Origin of the sequence: Microbulbifer sp. MLAF003 (genome assembly GCF_030012965.1) — a bacterium.
Lineage (GTDB): Bacteria > Pseudomonadota > Gammaproteobacteria > Pseudomonadales > Cellvibrionaceae > Microbulbifer > Microbulbifer variabilis.
Map to the genome: position 1 here is coordinate 3094788 of NZ_CP120232.1, position 25631 is coordinate 3120418.

At 43.0% G+C, this 25631-nt stretch carries 28 protein-coding genes; 9 read left to right on the top strand and 19 right to left on the bottom strand.

The features are described from left to right. Positions 1–26: 26 nt before the first annotated feature. Positions 27–149 carry a hypothetical protein gene (locus P3339_RS14695; protein ID WP_282950996.1) on the bottom strand — a complete coding sequence of 41 codons (123 nt, stop codon included), beginning with the start codon at positions 147–149 and terminating at the stop codon, positions 27–29. Between the two features lie 735 nt (positions 150–884). Between P3339_RS14695 and P3339_RS14700 the strand changes: the two genes are divergently transcribed. Genes P3339_RS14700 through P3339_RS14710 form a run of 3 tightly spaced genes read left to right on the top strand, consistent with a single transcriptional unit; the run spans position 885 to position 3361 of the window. Next, a complete protein-coding gene (locus P3339_RS14700) occupies positions 885–1685 on the top strand; it encodes an iron-containing redox enzyme family protein (protein ID WP_282950997.1) in 801 nt (266 codons plus the stop codon). Next, the gene (locus tag P3339_RS14705) at positions 1663–2433 is read left to right on the top strand and encodes a class I SAM-dependent methyltransferase (protein WP_020414912.1); all 771 of its coding nucleotides are present in this window, start codon (positions 1663–1665) and stop codon (positions 2431–2433) included. Before P3339_RS14700 ends, P3339_RS14705 begins: the two co-directional genes overlap by 23 nt. Further along, positions 2426–3361 carry a TauD/TfdA family dioxygenase gene (locus tag P3339_RS14710; RefSeq protein ID WP_282950998.1) on the top strand — a complete coding sequence of 312 codons (936 nt, stop codon included), beginning with the start codon at positions 2426–2428 and terminating at the stop codon, positions 3359–3361. The genes P3339_RS14705 and P3339_RS14710 overlap by 8 nt, the downstream gene beginning before the upstream one ends. A gap of 227 nt (positions 3362–3588) precedes the next feature. Here the strand turns inward: P3339_RS14710 and P3339_RS14715 are convergent, their stop codons facing one another. From P3339_RS14715 to P3339_RS14780, 15 genes are all read right to left on the bottom strand, one after another. Beyond that, a complete protein-coding gene (locus P3339_RS14715; RefSeq protein ID WP_282950999.1) occupies positions 3589–4542 on the bottom strand; it encodes a hypothetical protein in 954 nt (317 codons plus the stop codon). Between the two features lie 669 nt (positions 4543–5211). Beyond that, the gene (locus tag P3339_RS14720) at positions 5212–5397 is read right to left on the bottom strand and encodes a hypothetical protein (protein WP_282951000.1); all 186 of its coding nucleotides are present in this window, start codon (positions 5395–5397) and stop codon (positions 5212–5214) included. Positions 5398–5846: 449 nt separating this feature from the next. Beyond that, on the bottom strand, positions 5847–6077 hold the full coding sequence (locus P3339_RS14725; protein ID WP_245556724.1) for a GFA family protein: 231 nt from the start codon (positions 6075–6077) through the stop codon (positions 5847–5849). Between the two features lie 542 nt (positions 6078–6619). Further along, positions 6620–7087, bottom strand: a complete 468-nt coding sequence (ybaK, locus tag P3339_RS14730) for a Cys-tRNA(Pro) deacylase (RefSeq protein ID WP_282951001.1) — start codon at positions 7085–7087, stop codon at positions 6620–6622. A 258-nt stretch (positions 7088–7345) separates the two neighbouring features. Next, complete coding sequence (locus tag P3339_RS23555; RefSeq protein ID WP_353056932.1) at positions 7346–7726, bottom strand: LysE family translocator; 381 nt, start codon at positions 7724–7726, stop codon at positions 7346–7348. Further along, the gene (locus P3339_RS14735) at positions 7615–7920 is read right to left on the bottom strand and encodes a LysE family translocator (protein WP_282951002.1); all 306 of its coding nucleotides are present in this window, start codon (positions 7918–7920) and stop codon (positions 7615–7617) included. Before P3339_RS14735 ends, P3339_RS23555 begins: the two co-directional genes overlap by 112 nt. A 96-nt stretch (positions 7921–8016) precedes the next feature. Further along, complete coding sequence (locus P3339_RS14740; protein WP_282951003.1) at positions 8017–8484, bottom strand: GNAT family N-acetyltransferase; 468 nt, start codon at positions 8482–8484, stop codon at positions 8017–8019. Between the two features lie 109 nt (positions 8485–8593). Continuing rightward, positions 8594–9079, bottom strand: a complete 486-nt coding sequence (locus tag P3339_RS14745; protein WP_282951004.1) for a CYTH domain-containing protein — start codon at positions 9077–9079, stop codon at positions 8594–8596. 708 nt (positions 9080–9787) lie between these two features. Then, positions 9788–10144: a hypothetical protein gene (locus P3339_RS14750; RefSeq protein WP_020414903.1), complete on the bottom strand. Its 357-nt coding sequence runs from the start codon at positions 10142–10144 to the stop codon at positions 9788–9790. A 117-nt stretch (positions 10145–10261) separates the two neighbouring features. Continuing rightward, a complete protein-coding gene (locus tag P3339_RS14755; protein ID WP_157533683.1) occupies positions 10262–10573 on the bottom strand; it encodes a hypothetical protein in 312 nt (103 codons plus the stop codon). 462 nt (positions 10574–11035) lie between these two features. Continuing rightward, a complete protein-coding gene (locus P3339_RS14760) occupies positions 11036–11341 on the bottom strand; it encodes a hypothetical protein (protein WP_282951005.1) in 306 nt (101 codons plus the stop codon). 213 nt (positions 11342–11554) lie between these two features. Beyond that, the gene (locus P3339_RS14765; protein WP_282951006.1) at positions 11555–12148 is read right to left on the bottom strand and encodes a 2-hydroxychromene-2-carboxylate isomerase; all 594 of its coding nucleotides are present in this window, start codon (positions 12146–12148) and stop codon (positions 11555–11557) included. A 477-nt stretch (positions 12149–12625) separates the two neighbouring features. Continuing rightward, entirely contained in the window at positions 12626–13993 is a 1368-nt protein-coding gene (locus tag P3339_RS14770) for a class II 3-deoxy-7-phosphoheptulonate synthase (RefSeq protein ID WP_026305277.1), read from the bottom strand. A gap of 93 nt (positions 13994–14086) precedes the next feature. Next, the gene (locus P3339_RS14775) at positions 14087–15277 is read right to left on the bottom strand and encodes an amino acid aminotransferase (protein WP_282951007.1); all 1191 of its coding nucleotides are present in this window, start codon (positions 15275–15277) and stop codon (positions 14087–14089) included. 25 nt (positions 15278–15302) lie between these two features. Further along, complete coding sequence (locus P3339_RS14780; RefSeq protein ID WP_020414896.1) at positions 15303–15803, bottom strand: MarR family winged helix-turn-helix transcriptional regulator; 501 nt, start codon at positions 15801–15803, stop codon at positions 15303–15305. 274 nt (positions 15804–16077) lie between these two features. Here P3339_RS14780 and P3339_RS14785 point away from each other — a divergent pair, with 274 nt between their 5' ends. The 5 genes from P3339_RS14785 (at position 16078) to P3339_RS14805 (ending at position 21448) form a co-directional block, all read left to right on the top strand. Continuing rightward, entirely contained in the window at positions 16078–17208 is a 1131-nt protein-coding gene (locus P3339_RS14785; protein WP_282951008.1) for a homogentisate 1,2-dioxygenase, read from the top strand. Positions 17209–17288: 80 nt separating this feature from the next. Further along, positions 17289–17918 (top strand): maleylacetoacetate isomerase, encoded by a 630-nt coding sequence (gene maiA / locus P3339_RS14790; RefSeq protein WP_282951009.1) that lies wholly within the window; start codon positions 17289–17291, stop codon positions 17916–17918. 465 nt (positions 17919–18383) lie between these two features. Continuing rightward, positions 18384–18857 carry a 2TM domain-containing protein gene (locus P3339_RS14795; protein ID WP_282951010.1) on the top strand — a complete coding sequence of 158 codons (474 nt, stop codon included), beginning with the start codon at positions 18384–18386 and terminating at the stop codon, positions 18855–18857. Between the two features lie 165 nt (positions 18858–19022). Beyond that, entirely contained in the window at positions 19023–20489 is a 1467-nt protein-coding gene (locus P3339_RS14800) for a ricin-type beta-trefoil lectin domain protein (protein WP_282951011.1), read from the top strand. A 515-nt stretch (positions 20490–21004) separates the two neighbouring features. After that, the gene (locus P3339_RS14805) at positions 21005–21448 is read left to right on the top strand and encodes a CopD family protein (protein ID WP_020414891.1); all 444 of its coding nucleotides are present in this window, start codon (positions 21005–21007) and stop codon (positions 21446–21448) included. A 200-nt stretch (positions 21449–21648) separates the two neighbouring features. Here P3339_RS14805 and P3339_RS14810 read toward each other — a convergent pair whose 3' ends face one another. From P3339_RS14810 to P3339_RS14820, 3 genes are all read right to left on the bottom strand, one after another. After that, positions 21649–21906: a hypothetical protein gene (locus P3339_RS14810; protein WP_282951012.1), complete on the bottom strand. Its 258-nt coding sequence runs from the start codon at positions 21904–21906 to the stop codon at positions 21649–21651. Further along, positions 21903–22652, bottom strand: a complete 750-nt coding sequence (locus tag P3339_RS14815; RefSeq protein WP_282951013.1) for a hypothetical protein — start codon at positions 22650–22652, stop codon at positions 21903–21905. Before P3339_RS14815 ends, P3339_RS14810 begins: the two co-directional genes overlap by 4 nt. A 556-nt stretch (positions 22653–23208) precedes the next feature. Then, the gene (locus P3339_RS14820) at positions 23209–23874 is read right to left on the bottom strand and encodes a phytanoyl-CoA dioxygenase family protein (RefSeq protein WP_282951014.1); all 666 of its coding nucleotides are present in this window, start codon (positions 23872–23874) and stop codon (positions 23209–23211) included. 1110 nt (positions 23875–24984) lie between these two features. On the opposite strand from P3339_RS14820, the gene P3339_RS14825 reads away from it, so the two are divergent. After that, a complete protein-coding gene (locus P3339_RS14825) occupies positions 24985–25599 on the top strand; it encodes a bactofilin family protein (protein WP_020414886.1) in 615 nt (204 codons plus the stop codon). Positions 25600–25631 lie beyond the last annotated feature (32 nt).

Here is a 25631-nt window from a genome sequence, read left to right on the forward strand (position 1 = left end):
CTCATACCCGCCACAGCTCGCATGATCTAAGCAAATTCACCATAAAAATTTACGTGCTCACCCTTACCGGAATCATTCGCATACTGCCTGGCATGATTGGCTGTTGGGCGTACCATATCTTCAAAGCCAGCATTAGTGGTTAACTCCATCCCGACAACCTTCAATTGGTTATCAATTATAAACTTAGGTAAACCACCCTTAACCTATTTATCGATAATTTCTCCAACAATGACATACCTGTTTGGTTGTACCTGAACCGGCTGTTTTTCTCAAAAAATACAGGCAATGTCTTCGCCATTATTAACGGAACAGGTTAGAAATTAGTTCATTAGTAATTTGTCGTGGCACCAAGATCATCACACTAAAGAGACAGGTAATTTCTAATCAGATAACACCTTATATAAGAACTGCTAATAAATGCACATAGTCAAAACAGAGAACTGCGCCAGAATGAATACTCCGCCTATCGGCCTTTTCCTCCCATACAATACGGCTATTGCGGCTGATCGGCAGCGTCATATTTTACTACAAGCTATTAATCAATAAGCATATTTTATTTCGTAATTTAAATGCTATTTTGATAGCAAATTTTTATAGTGTGCCCTGTAATATTTTTTAGGGCATTTGCGACTGATCTTTAAATGACACCTATTGAGATTGAGGGGCATCTTATGTTCGAAGTTACTGATTTTCCCTGATGAATAGCATGCACAAGCCAACTTTTAGCGACAGCATGAATGTGACAGATAGTAATTTAAGCTTGTAAAGAAAATAGGAGGATTACGGGATGCCCTATCTCAACAACATTATTAAGTTATAAATTTATATGTTTTATTTTTACAGAAACATCAATCACTGCATCAGTAATTAATCAGGGAATTCACATGAGCTTTCAAAAAACAGCTTGGTTAAAACAACTCTCCGAAGAGGCCCTTTCACATAGGGCTGTGCACCATCCGTATCTTTTACGGTTTGCCAATGGAGACTTACCAAACTTTAAACACGCCGTTGGGGATTTTGCTCAGCAGTATGGATTTTACTCCTCGCGATTCATCAATATGTTGGCCGCTGTAATTTCGCGCCTAACGCTAAAAAGACATCGGAGTGTCCTTCTCGAAAACCTCAAAGAGGAATCTGGACATTATGAGGAGTCCGAACTCAGAGAACTGGAACAATATGGAATTAAGAAAAACTGGGTGGACAATATATCACATACGGAATTATTCGAAAGATTTAAGTCGCACGTGACACAAGATATCCCAGAAAGCTGCCGGTCGGAAGGCATAGTTTGGTATGAAATGTTATCTGATGTACTGCTTCATGGTTCCACAGAAGAGGCGATTGGGGCTATAGGCATGGGAACTGAGCATATTGTTAGTTCAATTTATCCATATATAGAGAAAGGGTTGAAGAATTTGCAGAGTTTAAAATTAGAAGAATACTGCTTTTTCCCGGTACACACGCTTGTTGATGACAGCCATACAGAGAATCTTAATCAAGTTGCTTTGGATTTTGCTGACACAGAGGAGGGGCGAAGGCATCTTCGCCATGGGGCGATAAAAGCACTAAATCTTAGAGCGGCGTTTTGGGATGGCTTACTAGATAGAGCCATGAAAAGTTCTGAGTATATTTCCATGGACAATGTACAAAAAGGGATGAACAATGAATCATATTATATCAACTGAGTCAATTTACAATGATCAGGCAGAAAACTGGTTACGGTCTGAGAAAATATTACTGAGTGACTACACAGCAAGACCTATTGTTCTACAGGAATTGGGTAGTGTTACAGGCCAACATCTTTTAGATGTAGGATGTGGCGAGGGCTATGTTTCTAGAATAATTTTGGACGCCGGTGCAGCTTCGGTATTTGGAGTCGACTCTTCTTCTGAAATGATTTCTCAAGCGAAATCTGTTGCAGCTGAGCTTGGTTTACATAAAGCAATTTACGAAGTGTCAGATGCTGTTACCTTTAATAGGTACCCCAGGACTCAATTCGATCAAGTAATTGCCATTTTTCTATTCAACTATTTGACAGTTAAGGAAATGACACAGGTGATGACCAATGTAAAGTCACTACTTAGCCCTAATGGAATATTTATATTCACAGTGCCGCATCCTTGCTTACCTTTTATGCGCAATCAATCACCTCCATTTTACTTCAAGTTTGGTGATAAAAATTACTTTGAGGGCGTAGATGTTACTTTTGAAGGTAGAATTTGGCGTAGAGATGGAATTACTGTACCAGTACGCTGTGTGCACAAGACATTCACCCATTATTTTGAAGCACTTCAATCTGCTGGATTTAAAAAGATGCCTTCCATAAGGGAGCTGGCGGTAACTGAAGAGCATCTAACTCTAGATCCGGAATTTTTTGGTCCGCTAAAGGGCTATCCTCTACATCTTTTATTTAAGGTTCAAGCAAATGGCTGAGATAGCTCCCCCTGATCTGGCTGACGCTCAAGCTTGGAGCGCTGTAGATCTGGAAAGAAAAACTGGCTGGAAATTCACATGGCCAGAAGGCTGGAACACTGAGTTCAGATCACTGGTTGATTGGGCTTCGAAAAGGAAAGATCCAATTGAAGACCTAGGCGCCGAATCCGTACTGACACCACGTTTCGATAAGCTCTCCTATCATGTTAAACAAGAACTTCTTCAAGGAAGTGGAGTAGCATGGATTAGAGGCATTAACGGCCTTGATCATAAATCACTTAATCTTCTTTTCCTAAATTTTAGTTTAGCACTAGGTGTCACCATTAATACCTACGGTAGGCTTTATAGAGTTCAGAATACTGGCAGGAGTTACAGGGATGAGTCGATTCCAGTTTCACAAACCAAAGCAGCTACTGGCCCACATACAGACAGTTCGCAAAAATTGATTCAGCCAAGAATAATTGGACTTTGCTGTATTACTCCAGCTGCTCTTGGAGGTAGGACGAAAATAGTATCTGCTGCAAAGGTACATGAAAACATAAGAAAAGTAGCTCCAGACAAACTGAAAATCCTATATAAAAGTTACATTCGAGACCTTGTTACTCCAGGCAGTGATGGAAGTACCAAGAGTTTACTTAGCAACAAATTCCCTATTTTTAGCTATATTGAAGAAAAGCTATCTATCCGCTACATGCGTTACTGGATTGAAAGAGGGCACGAGAAGGTCGGGAGATTGCTAACTGAAGATGACCTTTTAGCCTTTGATTTATTAGACAATGAGTTAAATAGCAATAAGAATAGTATTTGTTTTTCTATGAAATCGGGAGATATGTTGTTTCTCGACAATACCAGAGTTCTTCATGATAGAGAGGAATTTACAGATAAACCTGGTCAAAAACGTCTTTATACTCGTGTGTGGATTGAATAATTGCTTTTAAAAGCAAGGAGTAGCTAATCGAAATACAGGGGGTAGCTTTAAGTTTAGCAGTTTAGATTAGGGGCTTCTCAGAGCAACTTAGCCCCATCGAAATACAGACTATATAGCGCCGACAACCGCATTATGAAGCCCTATTTACATAGCACTAAATACTATATTAAAAGCACTACAACACAATTTATCTATGCGCTACCAAATTGTCATAAGTCCAACATGCACTACTGCCCAGAGGCTTGTAGCGCATTCTTTTTCACAAAAGTCAGGAACTCTCGATGCACATCACCATTAGTACCGTGGCCCACCCCTTCAAAGGTGCGAAAGATTACACGAGCTTTACTTTCTAAATAAATTCTCTGGCTATTATTCCAGCGTTCGGGCTGGATTTCCTTTCCAGTAGTTTTGTATATGATCACTCTCTCTTCTTCTGAATATGCATCATCATATGCAACGGCATCATTCGTATCATTTTCACCCATAAACAAAAATTGCTTAATTTTAAGCCATTGACTTAAATTAAACTCTTTGCCTGTTACCTGCTTAAAATCGCTAATTCCCAATGGATATTTGAGGTTGTGCTCACCCATAGATCCAATAGGTAACATTAATGTGCCGTTCAGACCACCTGCTACAACAATTTCAGTAGTTTCAGGATGTAATAGCGAGAACCGATTTGCAAACGTACCGGAGGCAGAGAACCCCGCTAGAATAATCTTCTGCTGAAGATCCAAAGAGCGTTCTGCCAAGACCCTCTTAGCATCTTCGATCATGGCTATAAGTTGAAGATCCAATCTTTCATATGGCAGTGACTCTACTTGCATAGAATCTCTATCAAGGGCATGGGTATAAACCTGCCATTGGGATTCGGGCCTAGGGAAAACTGGCATCAAAATTGGATAGGATAACTTTTTAGAAAGCCAGGGGCCAACAGCATTACCTACAATTGTCTTTTTTGCTGACTCATAATGAATGGAGAAATCATCTGAAACTTTTCCAGTATTATTTGATTCAACAATCAGGTATAACTTCTTATCCTCTGGAACTGTTTCAGGTATTTTGATTAGATATGGATACCTAAAACCTTTTTCTGGATTTGCAGGTATTTCTAGTACTTCATCAGAAAAACATGTATTTGCACATACAGAAAGTAAAAACACCAACACTATTCTTTTCATTTTGACCCTTATCGATGTGACCTAGATATCTAAAAATTAAAAAGTTGGTAGCCTAATATCCAGAGACGCAGCTATTATATACAAACCGATTTTCAACCATCTAAATAGCCTTTACCATACCTAAGCAGCTATTATCAATTGGCAATCCTGGAGCCATTCTAAATACCATATAATTGAGACAACAGTACAGATAGCGTGCGCTTCTATCATTGTTACTTCATTTTCCTCCCTCTATTAGATAGATCACTTCTAGACAAGAAATACGACCACATGTTCCATTTTTTTGCACCATATTTTTTAGTCCTTGCACAAAGATCAATATCAGCATTTTAGAATTTATTTGAACAGTATTGACTGCCCTGAAAACAACATCTTTATACTTAATCAGAATCACATGTCACCCTATTTATAAAAAATACTTCAACTCTTATTTGAGATCATATTGAAGCAAAACTACCGATGTAGAGGAGCGAGTAGCATGTATATACCAAAAGGAATTGACACGTAAACTTAGCATGACCTCTTCGACATTGATCATAGGGCCATTAACTTTTTCAACTGAATTGGTGGTACATTCGCTACTGATATTTATTATCCATTAAATACAGCCTGATTTAACCCAAAGGCCATTGTTCAATAGCTTGTTAAGAGCACCAACACAATTGGGCTTCATAGTAGATGGTCTACCTCTATATAGGCGTCTTCTGAACCTCTAGGGACAAGAGCTAATTCAATGAAGACTTTGCCCTTATCTGAATCAAACTTCCAGTGTTCGAATTGATCTAAGTCCGTATTAGCAAATCGCCTGATAAGACAAAACATTTGCTTGAGCTCTTCTTGAGACAGCTTTTCCATATATAATCCTTATCTGTTCAGACTAACTACCGCCTTAAGAGCAATCCGGTAATATAACCTAGCAACCGATACAATTACATTTATAACAAATATTAGTAAGCAGCCCTATATAGGACTTCCATGAGAAAATCATTGGCTTATTTAATATGATCTGTTCAACGACTATGATCCTGGATACATAAATTCAGTTTTCAGTCCTCAGTAACAACCTTCATTTTGACTAAAGAAAAAATTTTTTAAATCCATATATTACCAGTATTTTTTGTATCGGTTACTCTAGATCCGCCGGGTGATTGATACCATCATAGGTTGGAATACCCTCTACTTTTAAGGGATTTATACCCTCCAAGCACCCCACGTTGAATCCAAACTCTCTCGGATTAGAACGCCTCTGGTGATGCGTATAAATACCACATTTCTCACAAAAGTAATGCATCGCCATTCTTGTATTAAACTGATAAAGTCTTAAATGCTGCTCCCCCTTTTAAGATTTTAATACCATTTAAAGATACGGAAGCAGCAACCGCTCCTCTCCTACGGCACATAGAACAATCACAGCGGCGAAGCTCTACAAGTCCCTCCGGTAAGTACAGCTCTATTTCTACAGAACCGCTATGACATGAGGCTCTATGCTTAAGTTGGATTTTTACTCCATCAACTTCCTTGATATTTACGCTCATGGTTACTTCCTTTGGTTCATATAACACTTGGTTTAGCGACTTATGATATAGTAGATATTCCTATTTAACCATTTGTTATATGCCGATTGAATATTTGTTCCAAATTCCCTGTAGTGAAGGTCGGTTTTTGTACCACCTTAACAAATGGCAAAACTGAGAAGCCCTTCGTTTCTAGCATCGGGATAGAAACTCTTATTCCCAACAGAAAACTGTATTGTGCCTTCTTTCATCTCCAACTCAGAGTTTTTCCAGTGTTCAGGGACATTAATTCTTGTTTGAATCTATCCAAAATGACCTGGAGTTAGACGCTGGCTGATTTCTCGCATCAGGCCAATATCAATCAGCTTATTCACCTGCTTTAATTCATAAATTATTTTGTCATGCTCCCACTCAGACTCTGCTCTAGCACCAAAAAACAGGAAAAAAGAACAAGCTATATGGTCCGTTTCATGTATGCTCTTAACGCTATGAAGACATATAATACTTGCAGTGTGAATGCAACGCCTTTTCGTGCCCCATTTCTGTAATTGTCATAAATGGATCTATTGACATATTTTAGAGAAGACCCCGTTGACAAGACTTGCTAGATCATTAGGTGCCAGCTCAATTTCAAGCCCTCTGCGGCCAGCACTAACATAAACCGTCGCGTAATTTTTAGCCGATGAGTCAATAATAGTTTTGAGTCTCTTTTTTTGCCCTAGCGGGCTAACGCCACCTAGCACATAGCCAGTGGATCGCTCCACATCAGATTTAGCAGCCATTGTGGCTTTCTTTGCTCCAGCTGCTTTAGCTATACGTTTCATGTTTAGCATTGATGAAACAGGTACTATTCCTACTGCTAGCTCTTTATTATCAAGAATAACTACTAGTGTTTTAAAAATCTTAGCTTCGGCCACTCCCAGCTTTTCTGCAGCCTCTAACCCGTATGATTCACTCGATGAGTTATGTGTGTATTCGTACACTTTGAAGGTAATTTTCGCTTTTTTAGCTGCATTAATTGCCGGGGTCATTCTACTCTCAGGCTTCCAACACTTTTTGTTTAGAGAAGGATCGACAGGTGCAAATTTTCCAATTTTACTATAGCGATCATATAAAACTTTTACTATTTATTACGTCTCGATTAACTATTTATTAATATTCCGTATCATGCCATATTAAACACCAACCCATGGTTTTATTGAAAACTATACTCCTGCTTTAAACCTATTAGGGTTTATTTGACATTTACATTTATCTGAATGTCTCACGATAATTGCCTTACTGTGCTTTTACTTGCTAGCTGACGCAAGACCAACACCAAAACACATAAATGTACCCCCACCTACCCGATTAACCATACGCCCCCCTTTTTCAGAAGAAAGCCAACCACGTGCCGACTTAGCAAGGTGTGCGTATAAGGCATGAATTACAATAACTAAGCCACTATAGGTGACAACTAGCAGGAAAAATTGACCTACAAAATTTGAATTGTAATTAACAAACTGGGGGAATATCGACATGAAAAAGAATACAGCTTTTGGATTGGTAAGCTGTAGCGTCAGGCCCTCAGCAAACTGAAGCTTTCTGTTTTTCGTACCTCCAAGGCTGGCTTCGACTTGTTTGGTCGGCGAGCGCCAATATATTTCATAATACTGAAGGCCACTGCGGATGTAGCTAGGATAACACCAAGGCTAGTTGCCGAAACGCCTGCAACTATAAAGGTACCGAATGCGATTCCAAGAATGCCTCCTATCGCACCTGAAGTACCGTAACGAATGGCATTCGTGAGCGTCAGGATAACACCCGGACCTGGACTTAAAATTGTTGCCACAGCGATTATAAAGAATAAGATATAACTTTCCATACATACTCCCTAAAGCTGGAAAGGTTCTAAAAATTATGTTTTCATTGATAACTGGCAAAAAGAGCAATGGAAAACCAGTCTGGCAGCATGCGCTTGCTATGTACATTCTTCATCAAGACTAAGCCTCATTTCCAGCAATGATGGTTTGAAACCAACTTTTTCGTACGCCCTGATAGCTGGGTCATTTTCAGAATACACATCTAGATAAAAATCGATAATACCTCGCCCCTTGCTCCAATCAATTAGTTTGTTAATTAGTTTCGCATTAACGCCTTTTCCCCTATGGCAAGGAGATACATACATAAAACCAAGATAAGAATGCCATTTATGCTCTAATGATTGCTTTGAATCTCTGATTTGGGCATAACCTGTACCAATAATTTCACTATCAACCTCAGCAACCAAAAGATAGGATTCAGGACATGCAATTAGTTTTTTAATATCGTAGTAGAATGCTGATTTCCTCTTCAATAAAGAGTTAAATGGTCTCTCCGCATCAATGACACACTGTTCAAGTTCCAATAATCGAGGAAAATCACTCATTTCGGCTTTTCTAATATTCAAACTCTAATTCCTATTCATTGGGTGGAGAACACATAATGCAACCCATAGCGATGAATTGTCTTTAACGGCACAGCCGCGTCAATTTTCCCGGCCAGTGAAGCAGACTGTACTACAGGAACTTCTTATCTTCTGTCCATTCCGAATAAGGCTCGTTCAACAAAGAAGAGTTGAAGTATTGAACCTGCCCAGTAACCTCTTCAGTTACCCAGGCCGGAATATCCACAACTTCAGCCTCACTGGACAATTCCACTTCTGCAATAATCAGGCCCTCATTCTTGCCATGAAATACATCCACCTCCCTCAAGTGCTTGCCGTGCTGAATCTCATATCTTGTTTTAAAGATGGTATTACCTCGACATAACTCATCGATGATACACCTAGTATCTTCCATCGGAATTTCATACTCAAACTCCGAACAAGTCATCCCTCTGAGCTCACCTTTTAGGGTCAGGTACGCTACATCATCTTTGACTCTGGCTCGTACTACAGTTTTATCAGCGGTATTAACATACCCCTGAGAGATACGTACTCCACCGGTCAAATCGGAAACAATTCGATGATCAACTAGAAATTTTCTTTCTATCTCTATGGCCATTTCTATCTTCTTGCTAGCACATAAAATCTCTATGACTGCCACGTATAGCTGATACGTCCGGCTCCGACAGGTATGTAGTTGATTGGCTTGTTAGCTGTTTTTGACCCACATACCGCACTTTGACTGAATAATTTATAGTAATAATTTTCTTCGGTACCTCGCCTAGACTGAATGTAGCATACGTGTGCCTATCTTTATCTGATGATCTTAAGAAGTACGTTTCTCCAGACACCTTACTAAGGCTCTTGTAGTTACTTATTGTTTTTTCCGTAACAAACCGATCGCAACTAGGCAAGCTAAACTCTATTAATCCATACTCAAATGTATTAATTGTAACTTTTTGCGAAAAAACTTACTTTCTTGGCCTACTTCTCTATATGCCCATGAGTTGCCGCTGGTGCTGCATTGGCTATCGTAATAGCGTTCACATTCAATCTTTCTAGTGATTATTTCCTGTCCTGGATATTCAAGAATCACCTCATAGTACCCTTTCTCGGAATCTTGGCATCTATACACATTGCAGTATGAATCACAAGCATACATCCAGTTAAAAACACACCAAGTAAGAAACACAATATAAATCTCATTTTGGCACTCTGACAGCTGGCGCTCGTGTAAGTAGCACTAAATGGTGCTTAATCCATATTTTCTTCTGGGTACACCGACAGAGCGTTACTATAGTGGTCTTCCTCGATGCACTTATTATGCCTAACTAGTACATTTGTGGTATTGGAACATTCCATTTTTTGTTCTGCGGGTGAGGACCTGAGAGCTGGCATCCAGGTAATATACTTCTTCTGACAACCATTCTTCCCCCTCACCCACCATGTGCAATGTTAATTCTAGTTCATCATTCTCAAACATAATTAATTTGGGCTTTCCAGAAGACTCCCAAAATATGATCCGCTTTTCTTCAATACTAAGCACATCGAGTGGAAACTGTGCAGAACACGAATCTTTGCTACCACCCCACTTACCTAAGAACGACTCTGGAATGCCAAGCATACCCTCAGCCATAGTAAAATTAGCGAAAATTATAAATACCACAACTAAAAAGTGTTTCATATTCACCTAAAAAGTGTAACGACGTCATTTACAGCAAACCTCACACTGCAAAATTTATAGCCTATTCGGCCCAGCTTGCTGAGCGTAAAACTAAGCTTTGTTGCCAATAGTCGGGCGCTATTGCCATCCTTGATATTTACTTTTTGGCTTTTTATCAAAAATTCGGCTAAAAACCTTGGACAAAACACCTGAAATAATATCTTCTTTATTAACGGAATCGTTTTTTCGTAATTCTTCCGCCTTATTTTCCAATTCTGCAGCTCCAGAATAATCATTGATTACTCTTGCTTCTTCTGCCTGAACTTGAAGTTCATTAGCTCTAACGTTTTTTTCAAATACATTCATGGATGTTGCACATCCAGAAATAGTTAAAATTGACAATATTAAAATAACTCTTCTCATACCTGATTCAGTAATTTGGGTACTCATAAAATACGCATTTGTTGTAGCTGGTTCGTAGCACTATTTACCTGGCCTTATTCGCCTGTTCACTATTTGGTACATTATTTAGCCGCTGCTTTCATCATCGACAGAGTCCTCCAATGAACATTCACAGGATATCCTTTTACACAAGTAGTAATATCAGTAGTGAACCTGTCAGAGAATGAGAAAAGAAAAAATGATATTCCAGCCCAAAACCTAAGAAAATTATTGGCGCTCACCATCTAATTTCCTCGCCTGCTTTTAATTGCTCTACGAGGTCTGTTATGCCAAACAAAAAAAGGACAAAGCCAGTATAAAGAATATACCTTTAGCTGCTGATTGCATACTTAATTCTTAGTGCATTAATGCTCAATGCAAGCGTTCAACATACAATATGTGCTGTGTAGACTATCTTGCCGAGTTCCGAGAGAGCTGTGTACCCTGCTTTCCTTTGTTACAACCAGAGCACTAGACTTGTACTTCCACGCTTTTTGGGTTCAGAGCCAATGCTAGCTCTTGAAATATACGCTCTTCCACTTGTGAAATGCCGCCTTCAACCATCTCTTTAGGCTCTACAATTACCTTCGGTTTTCGCTTAAAGAGCCCTTTTATAGATAACTTTTTCTCGGCACTAATGATGCATCTCCACGCTGTATCAAAGTTTCCAATCAAAAGTCTTTGTGTTGTGAACGGCTCCGTTGGAGATTCAGAGATAACTTTAGAGCCAATAGATAGCTCTATTTTATTTATATAAATCTTTAACTTTACTTCCATTTCTACTCGGTTACTTAATTATAGCATTTATTCAGACATTTTACTCCGGCTGTATGCCATATTCCTCTGCCATTGGCACTGGCACAAATGAAGCAAAGCCCGAAATTTGGATAACTTTAGGAGAGCCAGAGTTATTTCCGAATATATAATAGAGTTTGATATAGAAAGTACAGCTGGCCATACTTTACATAACGGAACAAGGATACTAAGCATTTACTGGTTATTTTTTGCCCACTGTATAGCAGCATGCAACCTATCGCCACCCCAAAACATTTCATCTCCAACCATAAACGTTGGAGCTCCAAAAATACCTTTTTTCTTCGCTTGATCTGTGTTTTCTTTTAGCATTTGCTTTGCCAGTGAAGTATTTGCACGTTTAATTTTTGTAAATGACTCTTCATCTGAAAAAGGCAAGCATTTTTTCAAGGTTTCTTCAAGTGAGATGTCAAGATCAAGCTCAAAATTAGCAGCGTATACAGAACGGATAAATTCAGGCACCCACTTTTCACCAGAAAATAAGCAAGCTATTTTTGCAGCTTTTAACCCGTTGCGAGGAAAACTGGTTGGCTTTTTATAGTTCAGGCCATCAGTTTCACATATTCTCTCTAGATCTCTCCACATATATTTGCCTTTCTCAGGATAAATATTGAAAAGAGAATCATGCCAGCCTTGATTGCTGAATATCGGCCCGAGTAAAAAAGGCTTCCACTCCAAGTGCCCACCTTGCTCGGTCACCATTTTTTCAATCTTCATAGCTACGGGGTAAGAATATGTGCTTCCAAATTCGAACCAGAAATCAATCTTCATAGTTACCCGGCTTACCAATTAAACACAATGCCCAGTACACGGGCGACCGAAGCAGGATCTGGACAATTCCGCCTGCGCTTCTTGCCGATAAGCATACTGCTCTTTGCCAAAGATATGTTGCACGATTTCAATCGCCCCCCCTGTTTCTACGGCACCAGTAATGGGGTATGAGTCTTGGCTGGAGCTACATCACTGATTTTATAGTTTGGAGCGCTCTCTATTGTACTAGAAAAATGTAGGACTATTAGAGCCCCAATTACCGGAATAGCCCACACGATTAACAACTGAATAAGCTTTTGAAGAGCCCGTTAATACTAATGGCTCAACTGGGTAAACAGTCATCAAGATTACTATTACAAAGCCTCTTACAACTCCCCATCTATTGAATTAAAAGACTTTTTGAACAAGAAGAGAAAACCCCTTAGCCAAGCCCAAAGCCTGAATAAGGGGTTTTATATTTGCTTTTTAGCCAAGCTGTTAAGCGATTCGCCCTGCGCGCAGCCATTCGGCCACACAGAAAGCCAGCTCCAATACCTGATCAGCATTTAAGCGAGGATCACACTGTGTGCGATAACAGCTGGCAAGGTCTGCTTCGGAAATTTTCCATGCGCCGCCGGTGCATTCAGTTACATGTTCACCGGTCATTTCCAAATGAATACCGCCGGGGTGACTGCCTTCAGCCCAATGTACTGAGAAAAAGTCCCGAATTTCACGCAGGATTTTATCGAAGTCTCGGGTTTTGTAACCATTGCCGGCTTTTACGGTGTTACCGTGCATAGGGTCTGTACTCCAGACCACAGAACGGCCCTCCCTTTGTACTGCACGTACAAGTTCCGGAAGCTTATCTCCCAGGGTGTCTGCGCCCATACGGGTAATTAACGTGAGGCGACCAGCTTCATTCTCAGGATTGAGCTTGTCGATCAAACGCAGCAGCTCATCTGGCTGCATGCCTGGACCGACTTTTACACCAATGGGGTTGCACACTCCTGACAGGAACTCTACATGGGCTCCATCCAGCTGGCGAGTACGCTCACCAATCCACAGCATATGCGCAGAACAGTCATACCATTTGCCGGTGAGGCTGTCGGTACGGGTCAAAGCCTGCTCGTACTCCAGTAGCAGTGCTTCATGCGAGGTATAAAGCACGGTCTCACGAATTGCGGGGGTATTGTCAGAAGTAACACCACATACCGCCATAAATTCCAGGGCTTCCTGTAAACGCTCCGCCAACTGCGCGTATTTATCGCGCTGGGGATTGTTCTTGAGGAAGCTCAAATTCCAGCCGTGTACCTGGTGCAGATCAGCCAGGCCGCCCTGGGCGAAAGCGCGCAGCAGGTTGAGGGTAGCCGCGGATTGGTTATAGGCGGTAACCATGCGCTGGGGATCAGGCTGGCGAGCTTCCGCAGTAAAGTCGATACCATTGATGATATCGCCACGATAACTGGGCAGCTCAATACCATTCACAGTTTCAGTATCTGCGGAGCGCGGCTTGGCATATTGACCTGCCATCCGTGCCACTTTTACTACCGGTAGATTACCGGCGAAAGTGAGTACCACCGCCATTTGCAGTAATACTTTAAAAGTATCGCGTATGCGGTTTGCGTTGAAGTCAGCAAAAGATTCAGCACAGTCGCCGCCCTGTAACAAAAACGCCTTTCCTTCCGCTACCTGGGCCAACTGACGGCGTAGCTCGCGCGCTTCGGCTGCAAATACCAGAGGCGGATGGCCAGCAAGCTGTTTGGCTACCTGGGTAACATCATCGGTGGAGGTATATTTGGGCTGTTGGTGTGCGGTGAAGTTTCGCCAGCTCTGAGGGGTCCAGATTTGGGTGGGGGATTCAGACACTGGGGCTCCTAGCTCAACTTCCATCTTTCACTCTTACTTCTTTAGATAAATCTTAAGGGATGAGCAGTACGCTCACCCCCAAATGTGCCGAATTTACAGCACGCTGGCAACCGCCTTGCAGAAGTATTCCATATTGTTGGAGCTCAAGCCGGCAATACTGATGCGGCTGGAGTCCACCATATAGATGGAATAGTCCTTTTGCAGCTGTTGCACCTGCTCTGGACTAATGCCCAGGAAGGAGAACATGCCTTTCTGCTGGCGGATAAAACCGAAATCGCCTGCGGCTCCGGCAGCCGCCAGACCTTCTACCAAACCTGCGCGCAGCCCGTTGATGCGCTCACGCATCTCGGTAAGCTCCGCTTCCCAGTTCGCTTTCAGGCCTGCATCTGTAAGGATAGATTCCACAACCGCAGCACCGTGGGAAGGTGGCATGGAATAGTTCCCGCGAATTGCACTCAGCATCTGGCTGTGGCCTTTATCGGCACTCTCACCATTGGCATAGATCACCATGGCCAGGCCAACGCGCTCACGGTAAAGGCCGAAGTTTTTGGAGCAGGAAGCAGCTACCAGCATTTCAGGTACAGATTCCGCCATCAGGCGCAGGCCGTAGGCGTCGTCTTCCAGGCTTTCACCGAAACCCTGGTATGCCATATCAATAAACGGAGTGAAACCCTGTTTCTGGGCCATTTCCGCCAATACTTTCCACTGCTCACGGGACAGGTCCGCGCCACAGGGATTGTGGCAACAGGCATGGAACAGGACCACATCGCCTTCGCCCACGTTCTTCAATGTCTCCACCATTTTGTCGAACTGCAAGCTGCTGGTGGCGCGATCGTAGTAGGGGTAGCTCTTGATATTCAGGCCAGCATTCCCCAACAACGGCACGTGGTTCGCCCAAGTGGGATCGCTCACCCATACGGTAGCTCCTTTCTTGGCGCGGTTGATCAACTCCGCCAAAGCACGCAGGGCGCCGCAACCACCGGGCGTTTGGGCAGAGCGTACGCGGCCACCTACCAGGGCGGGATGTCCGGCGCCTAGTACCAACTCCTGCATCACCGAATTGAAGCCTGGTGTACCGGCTGGGCCGATATAGGCTTTGGTTTCCTCACTTTGTAACAAGCGAGTCTCCGCTTCCTTTACCGCCTGCAAAACCGCGGTGTGGCCGGCCTCATCCTTGTAGACCCCTACCCCAAGGTCGATTTTGCTGGGGTTTTCATCCGCACGATAACTGGCCAATAGACCCAGGATGGGATCTGGCGGGAGGCTGCTTAAATGCTCAAACATCTGAAAACTCCTTTATTTATCCTATTTATTCATCGATCAAGCCGCGCTCGGACCACTCTTTAGCGCGAACCAACAGTTTTTCGATAATGCCATCCAGTTGCTCCCTCTCCTCACTGGAAAGGGAGGCGATCAAATCATTTTCGTATTGCTGCGCAAGCGGCACTATGCGCGCGTAGACTTCCCGCCCCAACTCAGACAAGTTCAACACCTGACGCCGGCGGTCTGCAGGATCTTCGCTGCGGGTGATGTAATCGTTCTTTAGCAGCGAGGAAACAGCCCGGCTGATTGCCACTTTGTCCATGGCCGTTTGCTCTACCAACTCTGCAGCAGAGAGGTCAGGAAAACGCCCGAGGATGGCCATCACCCGCCACGCGGGGATGGTGAGATGGAAGCGTGCACCATAGGCTTGTGAAATGGCGTTACTCACACGGTTTGAGAGTACTGACAGGCGGTATGGCAAGAATTTTTCCAGGCGCAACTCATCCTGCTTTACCGCCGTTTCCGGCGTATTTTGGTTATCAATCATGGCTGCTCTCACACCTGCCTGTCTGGGAATCCGGGTTGTACCAGATGCTCAATTTAACTAACATTGGTTTCAATTGTAACCACTGTACACGCAAATATTGCGCTGGGATTACTTGGAGCACCGGACAAAATTGGTCGCACAGTATAGGGTTTTTTGCGCCATCTTTGTTAACCCAATGCCGGTTAAACGCAAGAAATATGCGCGACACTGTTGCAGAAACGATCAACTTTCCACCTGCCGATAAGCGCCCTGCCCAGCATAAGCGAGGCCGCCCATGAACAAGTGGATACGCTTTCCCCGCATTGAAGGTGAAACCAGCCGCCAAGCCCATGCAGACTTTCCAGCCAATACTTTTGAAAGGGAGATGGGCAAGGAAGGTTTCTTTGGCCCCTGCACCCATTTCTACCACAGCCATCCCCCGACCGGCTGGAGCAAATTTGAGGGACCACTGCGTCCTCATGCTTTTGATGCCACTCAATTGGTCCACAAAGGCAGTAGCCCCTGGGATCAAAAGCCAATTCTACGCAACAACAACAGCCTCGTAGGCCTGTGGACCTGTAGTGACCCAATGGACCACTTGGTGCGTAATGCCGATGGAGACCTGCTGCTCTTCATACATAATGGCAGCGGAGACCTTTACTGCGATTTTGGCCACCTGAGCATTCGTGATGGAGACTACATTGTGCTGCCGCGAGGCACCATGTGGCGTCTGGCTCCCACCCTGGATGAACCTCTGGAATTGTTAATGATCGAGGCAACTGGCGGCCACTTCCAGTTGCCAGATAGGGGCGTTCTTGGCCCGAACGCGATCTTTGATCAGGCGATTCTCGATGTCCCCAAAATTGATGATGGTTTTAAAGCCCAGCAGGGAGACACTGAATGGCGCGTGATCGTAAAAGCCCGCCAGCAGCTCTCTACGATTATTTACCCCTTTAACCCATTGGACGCCAGGGGCTGGACCGGCGATAACCTTGTGGTACGAATTAATTGGCGGGATTTACGCCCACTTATGAGCCACCGCTATCATCTACCACCCTCTGCACACACTACCTTTGTTGGGCCCGGTTTTGTGGTGGCTACCTTTGTACCCCGCCCGCTGGAAAGCGATCCGGGTGCACTCAAGGTACCGTTTTTCCACAATAACGATGATTATGACGAATTGATTTTTTACCATCGCGGCAACTTTTTCAGCCGCGATAATATTCATCCGGGGATGCTTACCTTGCATCCCATGGGATTTACCCATGGACCCCACCCTAAAGCTTTCGCCGTTGGCGCCAAGCGTGCAAGGAAAGAAACCGACGAAGTCGCGGTAATGATCGATAGCCGCACACCGTGGGACATACTGCCTGACGCCCATGCGATAGAGCTGGCAGACTATGTTAATTCATGGAAAAACGAGTGACTCGAGACACGACTGAAAAGTGTTCTTAAAACCGGCAATTTATGTTGCCAAAGCAATAACAACGAAAGAAAGGAAAGAGAATGGATCTTTACGGATATTTCCGCTCCTCAGCGAGTTACCGGGTTCGTATAGGCCTGAACCTGAAAGAACTCGAGTATAACTACCACCCAGTGAACCTGTTAAAAGGTGAGCAGCTGAGTGATAGCTACCAAAGCCTCAACCCGCAGGGGTTAGTGCCCACACTTAACGAGAACGACTTTAGCCTTACCCAGTCTATGGCCATACTGGAGTGGCTGGATGAAGCTTATCCGCAACCGCCCCTCTTACCAAAGGGGCGCGAAAACCGCGCCCACATTCGCGCACTGGCTCACACTATTTCCAGTGATATTCAGCCTGTACAGAATCTGCGCATCCTCAAGTATCTGCAGGCTGAATTTAAGATTAGTGACGAGCAAAAAATACAGTGGATTCAGCACTGGATTCACTTGGGTTTCTCAGCACTGGAACAAGAGCTAGACCCCAAGCCCTTCGCAGCTGGCGATAAACCTGGACTCTTTGAATGCTGCCTATTACCACAAATCTATAGCGCCGAGCGCTTCGGTATGGAAATGAATAACTATCCGAAAATCCAGAAAATCGCCGAAGCCTGTAATGAACTACCGGCGTTTATCGACGCACGTCCGGAAAATCAGCCGGATAGCACTCTCTAGACCCGTTATGTTGTTCATAAGGGCACTTGTTAAAACCAAGCGCCCTTATGCCACTTTACCGATCGCTAAGAACAAGCGCATACCACTTCCAGCGGCTGTCGAGATAGTCATTCTCTGATAAACCCAATTCTCATTACCCATATCTATTGGCAGGCCTAGTTACCGCAAGAGGTCACCATAAATTTTTTTCCAGTTAGGATAACTCATTCATATTTCCAGCTGGTTTGGTAGTTAAATAACTTGTCACGCAGATATTTGATAAGGTATCGAGCTACAATGGAACGCTCACACCGCCTGGGGAAAAAGAGTGTTTTAGTTGGGGTTACCGCTATCAACTGACAGCATAGCCAGGCCCTAACTCATTGATAATAAAGATAATGTCGTAAGGAAGTCACCTAGATGCCCGTTCCCGACAGCTGCGAAATTCACTATAAATATCTCCAAAAGCCAATTTAAAGGAGCTGTATGATCATCAGAAAACTAAGGCTTCAACGCGGGTGGTCTCAAGAACAACTGGCCAGAATAAGCGGGCTCAACATCAGGACTATCCAGAGAATAGAGCGAGGGCAAAACCCTAGCCTTGAATCACGGAAAGCTTTAGCTGCTGTTTTTGAAATCGACTTATCAGAACTACAGGAGAGCGAAGTGAATACAGAGCAGGATATATCCGACAGAGAAAAGCGGGTTATAGAACACGTTCGCGACATTAAGGCATTCTATTCCCACGTAATCACCTATGTACTGGTGATAATTGGTTTGTTCATACTGAACCTGATTACATCGCCAGGTTACTTTTGGGTGCTATGGGCCGCACTTGGCTGGGGCATAGGTTTAATATCTCACGGCATGAGTGTATTTGAGGTATTCAGCTTATTTGGGCCCGAGTGGGAAAAAAGCAAGTGGAAAAGAGGCTGGGGAAGAAACTCTAGCTTTCATTAAAAATACGCTTAAAAAGCCGGAAATTGTGAGGAACTCAGCAAAAGTTCAGATATATTCTTTACAGTTTCCCGGCGTCATATGTTCTTCATAAGTTGTTCATATAATCCAACTTTAACTACCTCTTTCCATAGCAATAAAAAACATTCAACATAAGCGGACACCCCAATGTCGAAGCCCTTCTTCAGCAAACTTATTTTGTCAGCTACGACACTGTTAAGCTCTACAGCTTTTGCTAGCACAATACTGGCCGTAGCAGACCCAGTACAATCCAGCCATCGCATTGATCAGATTTACTACCTGCAACCCCACAATAGTTATGAGCGCTTAGCCAGTGGGGAAACACTAACTGACTGGCTGGATAAGGGCTTCCGCTCCCTAGAACTGGATGTAGTTGATCACGGCCCATGGCAAGGCAGCAGCCACGGCCCCTATGTCGCCCATGGTCAGAGTGATATCGGCAATCATATGTGTAAAAGTAACGGCGGAGATGATCGTCTGGAAAACTGCCTGGACGACATTAAGGCATGGCTTGCCAACAATGAGCTTGATGCCCCACTGATGCTGTATATTGACATGAAGCCGAATAGCAATTGGTTTGCAGCATGGTATGCGGATGAAATTTATCTGCTGGATCAATATATCAAACAAGAGTTGGGGGGTCTTCAGTTCAGCTACCAGGATATGGTCAATCACCTTAAACAAAGCTCAACTTCAACGAATTATCGCAGCACATTAAAGAGTATCGGCTGGCCTACTATCAGCGAGCTTTTCACTAATGGTAAAAAAGTTCTGGTAATTTTCACTGGGGGGCAATCGGGTAATGTCAATGGTCGTATGGAATCGGCGCTGGATAACTACCCTCTACATGCCTTCCTCTGCCCTGATGTAGATACTGCCGATCCTGAAGAGTTTTCTGGCAATATAGACTCCATGGATTCCAGCAGCTCCCAGAAGATATTTTGCGGTAATGTAAAAGCCGGCGATCATTACCAAATAACAGCCAATGAAGCGGCGAACAGTAAACAATTGATGCATTTGTGGAGCAGCTCTGGCGATTTCAGCAATACAGATTTTGGCTATTCCTATATCGCGGTTGCACACGGCGCTACCGCTATTGGCATGGATCCAAATACTGTCAATGACACGCCGGGCTATACCAGCCAAGCCATACCCTTTGTCGGTGTGCGAAGAAGCCTACCTGGATATTTTCGCATCCAGTCCATTCAAAACCCAAATCTCTGTATGAATGTTTCTCAAGGCTATGGCAATGGCTCCAACCTGACTTTGGCCAACTGCAACTCGAGCAACGAACAACAGTTTGTCTACACCGCTGAGGGGCAATTAAGACCTAAAGGCAACAATAAATACTGTGCCGATTACAACTCAGGCTCTGCCGACAATGGTGACAAAATGCACCTTTGGGATTGCGATGGTGGAAACTCAGAAAAATGGCAGGTACAGGAAAGCGGGATTATTCAAAATCGCGACAAAGACTGGCAATACTGCATTGATACACCAGGGGCAAGTGCCGACAATGGAGAACAGCTACAGGTTTATAAGTGCAACAGCAGTGACACTGGACAGAAATTTACTCTAGAGGCAGTAAATGAATGGAAACAAACAAGCTTTTAAGTGTTACTTTTTATTCGGACTCTCAGGAGTCAAGAATAAAGTAGAGTATTGTTGCAGTAGGCAAAGGCATCGGTCTTAAGATTGACCAAAGACCGACCGCCTTACAGTATAACTGCCTGTTAACCTGGGTATGCAGAAATCTCTTAACATACCCAGTTAAACCAGTAGTCAGTTCAGTTCGCCTGCCTCGCACTGCCTCCAGTCACCGAAGGTGCCGTCATCTGCGGCTATCCAGGTTTCATAGGTAACGGTAGTTATATAATGGAGTAACGAATGGGAAATTATTGAAAGACTAATGCATAAAGTACATGACATCTCGGCATTATTAGTTAGTAGACTCTTACTACATAATCCAACTTATCATCTTGACCTACATCAACTTTCATCTCGTTTTTGCATGAAGTAATTCCGCTAACAATACATCAATAATATTCATCATACCGACCCGAGAAATTGGTGGGCACCAATATCATATATAGATATAGTGCTTAAAAGGATCAAACAATGGGATAGAAATGTACGAGGTAGTATTGTTTTTGCATTTGCTAGGTGCAACTGTTTGGACTGGAGGGCATCTGGTGCTCGCATGCACAATCCTCCCTTCAGCCGTAAGAAGTCAGGATATAGAATTTATCTCAAGGTTCGAAAGCAGCTATGAGAAAATTGGTATTCCTGCGCTTCTTATACAGATTCTTTCCGGTATCTATCTAGCCTTTAGCCTCTTACCCGATATATCCCAGTGGTTTAACTTCTCAAATCCGGTTTCGAGGCTTATTTCATATAAGCTAATCATATTGGGCCTTACATTCCTCCTTGCTATTGACGCAAGGATCAGGATTATTCCGAACCTGTCCACCAGAAACCTGAAGGCTCTCGCTTATCATATAATTCCAGTAACACTTCTCTCCGTTCTATTTGTATATGTAGGAATTTCCTTCAAAACAGGCTGGCTATATTAAAATGAATTCTCCACTATCATTTATTGGCTCAACCAACTGACCAGCTACTCTGCATAAATACAGCTAATCACCTACTTATTAGGCTTCTACAAAATAAAACTCCAGTTAGGTAAAGAGGGCTGCTTAACAGCAACCCTCACACCCAATCAATTAAACATACAAATAATTGATTTTAGATCAATTGAAATCAACGAAACGGATTAAAAAACTTCTTCCAAATGCTTTAAAAATGGTACCACGGTCTGATCTCTAACTTCTGGGTACATATCTCGATCGATAGTAATATGGTCCAAATTGACCCAGCTTTGAGCATACCAACCTAGATTGATATCTTCTGCTGTATAGACAAAAGAGTGCACCCCTGTAAATTCAATAACTTCATCACCGCCTGCCAGTTGACGGATATATAAATTGTCTTTATAGGGGAACTGAGCATTGAGATCAGTATAGTAGCTCAAATAAGTTGAGTTTTCCGGGTTACGGAAAAAGAAGAAGTTACTCCCATTTCATTCTGATCCCATTTACAGACTCCATCAAAACTATGAACAATGGTTCGAATGTTACGAAAGTCCGGATCATTACGCAGAGCCTTTGCCAAGCGCATTGCTAAACAACCACCTCTGGATGACCCCGCCAAGTAGATGCTTTCAAGATTGGAAGCATAAGCTTTGGATTTTAACCAATTAAGGTAGGCACTTTCTATACGAGATTTCTCACCGCTACTCACCAAATAGTTAAATTGTGCATCAAAAGCTACGGCGAAGAAGGTATCATCTGCAGGAAAATACTCTGAATCCAGAACCTGCCGGGCAAGGGAGCGGCCATCTATGCTTCGGGAGCAGGATTTTTCTGAGATACCACAGTTTCTTTTATAGTTATCCCCCTGCCCTGTTACTGCACTTTCAGAACCGTATCCTGGTGGCTGTTGTCCTGCTGCAATAAATACCAAGTTCCGCACATCTTCTCGCGCTGGCTGCCTCAACCTTGCAATCTGAGTGTATAGCTGATGAGTATTACTGACACCTTCTTGCTCCCAAGCAAGATACTCAGTTTGAGTATCCTGCCGGGTGCACCAAAAATTATGACAATAGCGGACACGCTCCAAGTTCACCGATAAATCTGATTTAGGCTCAAACGCCTTTGCTTGAAAAGCTCCAAAAAGAATCACCCAATGAGCTAAAAACCTTATTATTTGATTATTCATTTTTCACCATTTTCAACATGATCATTCTTATATTTAGAAGGTAAAACCTCCTATCCAATCAAATAAATCAACCCCTTATCTGACCGCGCATGATTTTAACAGCCAAAATGCCACCAAACAGAGAAATCAATAAAAAAATAAATCTTAAATTTTCAAATAAACAAAGACCAACTCCAAAAAGAAAAAAACACAACAAGAAACAAGTAAGTAACAAATTGATAAGCAGCCATCAGCAATTGCCACTACTTAAAGCGCTCTTAAATTAGTCAAAATATTTATAAAAATTATCGATTTTTATAGGAAAACATGGTCACCAGCCAACCCTCAAGAAAATCGACCATCATGTAAATAATTATATTTTTAAGTGTTGACTTATTTTTTTCCCAATCTTCAAGAAGAGAGTAAAAGCAGCGGACTGCGCTCCGATAGGTATCGTCGCGCGGCTTTCTGACCTTAATTACAATGGTAACATGCAACACGAACATCTTAATTGATAGCAAGGTAGTGTAATGGGTGTCAACCCGTACATCATTATTGAAAATTGAATCTAGTTGCACTATGCCCAAGTAATCCCAGCTGGCAGCTCATAGCAACTATATTCCAAGTGTATCACTCTGCGGCGCTTAGGACATAAAGCTCTATCTGAGGCGTGAAGAATATGAGGATACATAATTAATGCAGAACCGGATTTTACCTCACAAGCAATCGGATTATGCAGTTTAACATATTTATATATTTCATCTTGCTGAAAAATCCCATATTGATGACTGCCAGGAATAAGCTTCAAGCAGCCATTACTGGCATCAGTATCATCCAGATGAATACGGATCGTAATCATTTGTTCAAGAACATGTAGAGGAGGCTGCACATGGTGAGCACCATCCTTAACACTCCAAGGGCCCCATCCAGACTTAGTAAATTTTGAAGAGACCGCTACAGTCTTATCCTGATGCCAAGTGACAAGCCAGTTACACTTCTTATGCTTATCAAACAGGATACTCCTTACCAATCGAGGACGCTGAATTAAGTATTTCTGCGCTAAATTTACAATCAAGTCCGATGTAGCCAAGGCCGCTATAGAGCTATACTTTTTCTCTACATTGCGTATGCCTCCAGTTCCCCTAGCAAGCTTTAAATCTTCAAACTCATTTTGAAGAACCTCAAGCTGGCTTTTCGGAAGAATGTCATTAATTAAAGAATACCCTTTTTCCAAACCGATCATTATTTAACAACCCAAAAACGAGACTGGATTTTATGTACTTTTCACCCAACGGGCGAGTAAAAAGTTATCGATCAGAAAGTGCTTCCTTGCTGGAATTTCTATTTCCAGAAACTTTCATATAGGTTTCGCCCATTTTCGCATAGACACTACCCATATTTTGTGGTTTAGACTTTTAAGTTCTTCTTTTTTCAACCCCTTATGCATGAGGAATTGTTCCACATTTCATATTACCTACCAAGCAACACACCCCTTAGTAGTATGTGGTACTGACACTGCTGCATTCGAAGCACCAATGTCACTTCCTCTAGGTCAAGGCGAGCAAAAAGTGCTCCATGTCACACTTTTAACGTGGAATCCGTGCTAAATTCAGCCCATTCAAGTCGAGGTCAGCTTGATCGATTGCCGATCCGTTAGGGTGGCTTTCGCGCTGTAAGGTAGTAACAATCCAATCTATATTGATATGTGCCAGGTAAGACTCAATACCCATCAGCAGACAATAAGCAGTGTGCCCTCCACAACAAGAAGTAAATATTTACTTACAAATTACACCTTAATGTAAAAGTAAGAATGTGACGTTATGGTGAAAAATCCCAGAAATTTATCGTCACTAGAATTAGGTAGTAGGACTATTTTTATACAGTTAAAGGTTGCGGGTTAAGTTTTGTAAATTTCTCGGTGTGCTCTCTGTTGGCAAATACCCACACCGACCTAAATTAATTTCTGGCTTGGCACAAGCCACCTGTGAAAAAGTTGAAGCTGTTAAGGGATGGTATAAAAAATCTACCAGAGATGAATATACGGATGAAACCATAACTACGTAAATCCTCTTGCTGAATGAAGTTAGCATTCAGCCAAGTGCTCCAATACCAAGAGCATGGAGAGGAGAAAAAGAGAGCTCCAGTAGTAGAAAATATTTGCGTAATGATATCCAGGTTTCTGCGAAAAAATGAACATGTATCTCCTGCCATCGCGAGACCACTGTTCTCACATTGAGCTTTCGTGATTTTTCGACTCAATGTATTAGCTGGCCTACGGATAAGACTTCAGCCGAGGGCCTGGCTACAAGAAATTTAATAGCTGACTTTTTCCACAACGAAGAGATTTATTTAGATGAGCACTGACAAAAGCAATGACTCCACACCTTTTCTAGCAGGCATGAGCGCTGGTGAGCAGCAATCATCTCTCTCGAATTCAGGCGCCAAATCAGTGCTTGGTGAGGGTATCAATTTTCGCGGTGAGTTGATCGGCACCGAAGATCTACATGTAGAAGGCACTGTAGACGGTACTGTAATTATGGTTGGCCACAACCTTTCTGTTGGTACCGGCGGCGCAGTGACTGCAAATATCCACGCAAAAAATATTGTTGTTGAAGGCACACTGGATGGCGACGCACTTGCCGATGAATTAATAGAGATCCGAAATACTGCTCAGGTAAATGGCAACCTGATTGCCCCTCGGATCAAACTCGACGACGGTGGTAAGTTCCGCGGCTCTATGGATATGGTAGATACCGACTCCGAAATGAAAGAACGTCACAAGGAATTCTCAGACCGATTGGTGCACCCAGACCTGCCGGCAACTGAAGATAAGCCTGCAAATCGTTCCCAGAACAATTCCTCCTACACTTCTAGCAGCTCAACCGCGAGTGATTCATCCCGTCTATCCGATACCAGCGACTATCTGTTCGGTACCAAGGAGACTGAAGAGGAAACAGAGGAGAGCTGAGTTAAATTCCTCAGTTGATCCTCCATACGAGC